Origin of the sequence: Holospora elegans E1, assembly GCF_000648275.1 — a bacterium.
GTDB lineage: Bacteria > Pseudomonadota > Alphaproteobacteria > Holosporales > Holosporaceae > Holospora > Holospora undulata_A.
The window spans coordinates 1-4,435 of record NZ_BAUP01000016.1 but is presented as its reverse complement, the minus strand read 5'-3'; the positions used below and the strand labels follow the sequence as shown (position 1 = coordinate 4,435).

Genomic DNA, 4,435 nt, shown 5'->3' with positions numbered 1-4,435 from the left:
TGTTTAGTCCCAGCAAGAAGTGGTTAGGATTAGGTATAAAATATTCAAGATGAATTGTCCACTGATTTAGAATAAATTGCCAAGGAGTTTTTCCTTTGATAGCTTTGAGTCGTTTAGCAAAGTTGTAAGCCATAAGATAAGCACGCACATGCTGTTTTAGCTCATCATGAGAAGCATAATGAAAGCTATTAACTGTTGCTTCTTTTAGATTTCTATTAATTCGCTATACTTACCTATTATTCTATGGATACTTTATCTTAGTCCTCCTATGCTCTATTTGATTCTCATTACAAACACGCTCAAAGATATGAGTGAATGCATGTTTATGATGATCATGGGTGGTGAATTGAATTCCGTTATCTGCAAGGTATAAGGTACAGCATTAATAAGGTTGTGCAAAACCGCTGCAGTACTCAATTTTGATGTTCTATCATTCCCTACATATAAATAGCTTACCTTCAGCTGTCCTTACTTCTGCACTATCCATATGAAAATAACCACTAGGATAGTGCTAGATAGTTCTTTTTTAGCAGAGCCGCCATGACGCCTTAAGCAACGATGAAGACTTGATTGGCTTAAATGTGGAATAGTTTCTTGTAAGCTATATAATACTTCATCCTCTTGAATGCACACTTGCTTCTTCTTCAGACTCTGAAAGCACAGTAGATTTGATCTTTTTAAGACCGATAGGGAGATCTTTTGTATCTTCTCGATTCTTCCATTTGATAATTGTTTTTGGATTAACATTACATCTTATAGCCGCTTTTGCTATGCTCTCTTCACTATTTCTCTCTACGGAGTGCCTCAGTCGTTCTGGCATTTGCATGTAATACTTGTCCCATAAACTTTTCTTCCATGAATTATTGTCTTCATAATATACTCCATAATTCTCTGGGATCAAATAGTTATTTTCCTAAGAGGCGTGGTGGATCAGAAAAAAAAGATTGACTTAGAAAAGCTTGAAGCGTACGTCAAAAAAACCCAAGATATGACATTGAAAAAAGCCGCTCAAGAATTTTGGGGACAATCGTTACTGGTTAAAAAGATTAGGCTTGTAGCTTAAAAAAAGACTTTTCGCACTTAGAAGCAAGCAAAGAAAAGCAAAGTCAGTATCAAGAATCAATCAAAGATATAGCATCCAAGTCTTGTATATATTAATGAAAGCGGCATTGTATGACTATGTGCAAGGACAGAAGGCTGGAGCAGAAAAAGTGAAAATTCGGTTGGCAAAAAGAGTGGGACTAAAGAATAAATAGTATTGCCGGTTTGGTTAATAAAACGCCGAATAGCACCAATGGGGTTTAAGGGATCTTGCGACACTTTATTATTCCAAGCTTGTGTAGATTTCTGATCAAGGAACTAAATCCTGGTCAAGGTGGTATTATGGATAATACCTCTTTTCATAAATAATCTGTAAAATGCAGTATAATTTTTTTACCGCCTTACTTCTTCTGATTTGAATCCAATAGAGTAATTCTGGGCTAATATGAAGAGGGGGATTGAATGCAATATACCAAATTGCAATGCTCTACTCGACGCTATTTCTTGGTTCTTTAAAATATCTAATTCAACCTAAATTTCTGTATTAACAAAAGAGATGTGAAAAAAATTCACCACAACGTTGCAAAGAAAGTGAGATATAGCCTCATCAACTATGATGCGCAAGAGTTTTAGGAGAAAGCAGTAAAAATAATCGTCAATTTTATTCACACAACGGAATATAAAAAATACACTATCTTATTGGCTGATATGTCAGGACTGTGCCGATTTTGAAAACTTAAATTCTTAATCAAAAGTATTCGGTGTAAAAGAGGAGCGTATAAATGGGAACTATTCAGTTCTTCTCAGGAAAGGCAACGCTCTTTTTTTTTACAAGGTAAGTTTACCTGCGTCCTGGCGATTTTTTGGATAAAATAAAAATCTGCCTTCAACAGAAGTCATTTTCGATACAACATTACGTATTTTTCTAACGCATTACAATACATTCCAAAATTGAGTTTTATAATCCAAATTTCAGAGTAAAGCAAGCGTCTTGATGTTTTTACAACAGCGAGAGTTGTATTTAGGCAACATTAATGAAACAATAGAAATAAAAACTGAATCTTTAAATTTAAATTATCAAAAAAAATAAAATTAACTTTTTAAATAATTAATGTTTATATTGTGGTATTTTTGATCTCAAAAATTTAATTAAAATTTTATGTATTTTTTCCTGATATTTCTAAATGCTTGTTTTTTCCTGAAAAGATAACTAAGATGAAGAATCTTATGAAATAAGCGTTAGAAAATGGATTATTTTCGTATACAAGGTGGAATCCCGTTATCAGGAACTATTGCTATTAATGGTGCTAAAAATGCAGCACTTCCTTTGTTAGCTACATCGCTTCTTACTGACAAGCCTTTGATCTTAGAGCGCGTTCCTTTAGTGGCGGATGTTTTTTCTTTGAAGCTTTTATTAGAACATTTGGGTGTAAAAGTGCAGATGAATTTCAAAACTTTCACTGCACAAGCGGAAAAGATCAATTTTTGTGCTCGCGCGGACTATAACATGGTGCGAAAAATGCGTGCCTCTATTTTGGTGCTTGGGGGGTTATTGGGGCGCTGTGGAAAAGCTCAAGTTGCTTTTCCTGGAGGGTGTGCCATTGGTGTGCGTCCTGTGGATTATCACATCGCAGGACTTCAAGCTTTGGGGGTTGATGTTAGTGTTTACGATGGATATATTCATGCTTTTGCACCAAAGGGCCGTGTTCGGGGGGGAGTATATAAATTTCCTCGTCCTAGCGTGACAGGAACTCAAAATTTGTTGTTAGCTGCTGTTCTTGCAAAAGGAGAAACTCGATTGGAAAATATAGCTCTAGAACCAGAAGTTTCTTCCTTGGTTCAATGTTTAAAACAGATGGGAGCGGTGATCGAAGGGCAGGGAACTTCAGTTCTAAATATCCAAGGACAAGACTCTCTTGATGGAACACATTTTAATATTCTTCCAGATCGTATCGAAATTGGAACTTATATTGTGGCAGCATTAATGAGTCGAGGAGAGTTAACACTAACAGGCTGCGCGAAAGAGCTTATGGGTGCGTATGTTTCCGTACTTACTCATATTGGGATTCCGATTCATGAGATTTCTCCAGGAACTTTCCATATAAAGACTCCTAATCATTGGGGGGGATTTAATATTAAGACTCAAGAATTTCCGGGATTTCCAACTGACTTACAGTCTCAGTTTATGGTGCTTGCAACCCAGGCAGAAAGTCCGTCTACGATTCAGGAGAATATTTTTGAGAATCGATTTATGCATGTGGGAGAGTTATCAAGAATGGGAGCTGGTATTTTTATTGACGGCTCTACTGCGCACATTAAAGGACAAACCGCTTTAACAGGTGCAGAGGTAATGGCCACAGATCTACGCGCTTCTGTATGTCTTGTTTTGGCAGCATTAGCAGCTAAGGGAGAGACTATAGTAAATCGGGTATACCATTTGGACCGGGGATATGAGAATCTTCCTGGAAAACTATCTACTTGCGGAGCGAAAATTGAACGGGTTTGTCCCAAAGGTACGCAGGCTTAAAGCAGTTCCTCTTTCGATAAAAAGATTGACAATTTTTAATTTTTTCAAAATTTTTTTGTGCTTTGTTTTATGCAAGACACAGTCGAGATAAAGAATTATCTTTTAGATCGTATTTTCGTGAAGTTTTTTCTTGCGTTGGCACTTAGAAAACAAAGAAGATGAGTAGTAATATTTAGGAAGCGATATCGTTTTGTTATTTTGTAGTGAAAAAGACATTTTTCGAGAATTAAAAAAAGATGTGAGATACTTGCTATAGAAATTTAGGTTGAATTAGGTGTAATTTTTTGTTACGATAAAAGGAAAATGACAAAGAGCTACAGCAACGATTTAAGACAAAGGGGAATGGAATGTTTAGATGCAGGGGGTATATTGAAGTATCGCACTTATTTAAAATAAGTGTATCAGCGATAGGCAGGCGGCATAGAAAATTGGTATAGAAAATACAGACAAGAAGGTAATTATTTTCCTAAGAGGCGTGGTGGCTCAAAAAAAAGATTGACTTGAGAAGCTTAAAGAGTATGTCAAAGAAACCCAAGATATGACCTTGAAAAAAGCTGCTCAAGAATTTGGGGTGAGTATTTTTACAATCAGTTACTGGTTAAAAAGGTTAGGCTTGCAGCTTAAAAAAAAACTTTTCGCACTTAGAAGCAAGCAAAGAAAAGCGAAGCCAGTATCAAGAATCGATCAAAGATATAGCGTCTCCAAGTCTTGTATATAGTGATGAAAGCGGCATTGATAGTCTATGTTCAAAGACAGACGGCTGGGGCAGAAAAAGTGAAAATTCGGTTGGCAAAAAGAGTGGGATCAAAGAACACATAGTATTGCCGGTTTGGTTAATAACAAACTGACCGCACCACTAGGGTTTAA

The 4,435-nt window shown here is 36.2% G+C and carries 3 protein-coding genes and 1 pseudogene; 3 read left to right on the top strand and 1 reads right to left on the bottom strand.

All coding sequences use genetic code 11. From position 1 onward, the window contains the following. A pseudogene (locus HE1_RS06730) lies at positions 1-842 on the bottom strand (transposase family protein); the annotation flags it as partial. Between the two features lie 80 nt (positions 843-922). On the opposite strand from HE1_RS06730, the gene HE1_RS08455 reads away from it, so the two are divergent. The 3 genes from HE1_RS08455 to HE1_RS09245 all read left to right on the top strand — a co-directional run bounded on the left by HE1_RS08455 (position 923) and on the right by HE1_RS09245 (position 4,286). Beyond that, on the top strand, positions 923-1,063 hold the full coding sequence (locus HE1_RS08455) for a hypothetical protein (protein WP_162531118.1): 141 nt from the start codon (positions 923-925) through the stop codon (positions 1,061-1,063). A 1,224-nt stretch (positions 1,064-2,287) separates the two neighbouring features. Beyond that, a complete protein-coding gene (gene murA / locus HE1_RS00230; RefSeq protein ID WP_006301836.1) occupies positions 2,288-3,568 on the top strand; it encodes a UDP-N-acetylglucosamine 1-carboxyvinyltransferase in 1,281 nt (426 codons plus the stop codon). Positions 3,569-4,106: 538 nt separating this feature from the next. Beyond that, on the top strand, positions 4,107-4,286 hold the full coding sequence (locus tag HE1_RS09245; protein WP_035543222.1) for an IS630 transposase-related protein: 180 nt from the start codon (positions 4,107-4,109) through the stop codon (positions 4,284-4,286). The last annotated feature ends 149 nt before the right edge of the window (positions 4,287-4,435 follow it).